Origin of the sequence: Microvirga sesbaniae, from assembly GCF_025460805.1 — a bacterium.
In the GTDB taxonomy this organism is placed as follows: Bacteria; Pseudomonadota; Alphaproteobacteria; order Rhizobiales; family Beijerinckiaceae; genus Microvirga; species Microvirga sesbaniae.
Map to the genome: position 1 here is coordinate 1 of NZ_JAMXFJ010000113.1, position 1,391 is coordinate 1,391.

Sequence of the window (1,391 nt, forward strand, 5' to 3'; positions counted from 1 at the left end):
CCAGACCACGCTGTTTCCCGAAAGCCTGGACGACTGGGTTGATGAGAACAACCCGGTGCGCGTCATCGACGCCTTTGTCGAGGCGCTCGATCTGCGGGCGCTGGGCTTTGACGGGGTGGTGCCCGAAGCCACCGGACGCCCGTCCTACCATCCCGCCGTCCTGCTCAAGCTGTACATCTACGGCTATCTCAACCGGGTGCAGTCAAGCCGGCGCTTGGAGCGCGAGGCCGGCCGCAATGTCGAGCTGATGTGGCTCACCGGCCGCCTGATGCCGGATCACAAGACCATTGCCAATTTCCGCAAGGACAGCGGCCGGGCCATTCGTCAGGTCTGCGCCCAGTTCGTCACCCTCTGCCGTACGCTGGGGCTGCTTAACACTGCCAGCGTGGCCATCGACGGCTCCAAGTTCAAAGCCGTGAACAACCGGGATCGCACCTTCACGCGGGCTAAGGTCGAGCGGCGCCGCGCCCAGATCGAAGAGAGCGTCGCGCGCTACCTCCGGCAGCTCGACACCGCTGACCGGCATGACCCAACAGAAGCGCTGGCGGCCAGGACCACCCGGCTGAAAGAGAAGATTACCCGGCTCGAGCAGGAGATGCAGCGTCTGGCTGAGTTGGAGCAGCAGATGCTGGCCTCTCCCGATCAGCAGATCTCGCTGACGGACCCGGATGCCCGCTCGATGGCGACCAGCGGGCGCGGCTCTGGCGTGGTGGGCTACAATGTGCAGGTGGCGGTCGAGACACAGCACCACCTGATCGTGGCGCACGAGGTGACCAACGACGGTTGCGATCGAGCCCAGCTTTCCGCCATGGGCAAGGAAGCCAAGGCTGTCCTGGAGGTGGAGACGCTCGAGGCGGTCGCTGACCGAGGGTACTGGGACAGTGAGGAGATCCTGGCCTGCGACTAGGCGGGAGTGAAGGTCACCTTGCCTAAGCCGATGACCTCCGGTTCGAAAGCGGATGGTCGGTTCGGCAAGCAGGACTTCGTCTACCTGCCCGAGGAGGACGCCTACCGCTGCCCGGCGGGCGAGAAGCTCAAGTACTACTACAGCAACGTCGAGCGGGGGCTGACGCTGCGGCGCTACTGGACCACCGCCTGTCACACCTGCCCGCTCAAGAGCCGCTGCACCACCGCCAAGGAGCGGCGGATCGTGCGCTGGGAGCACGAGGAGGTGCTGGAGGCGGTGCAGCGCCGGCTCGATCTGAACCCAGGGGCCATGCGCCAGCGGTGCGAGGTGGTCGAGCATCCGTTTGGCACGATCAAGCTGCGCATGGGCGCCACCCACTTCCTGCAGAAGACCTTGCCGAAGGTGGCCAGCGAGATGGCCCTGCACGTGCTGGCCTACAATCTCACCCGGGTGCTGAACATCCTGGGCATCCAGCCGCTGATGG

General features: G+C 65.3%; 1 pseudogene. It reads left to right on the plus strand.

Annotated elements, in window-relative coordinates:
• Positions 1–1,391, plus strand: a pseudogene (locus OCW50_RS33030) (IS1182 family transposase); the annotation flags it as partial.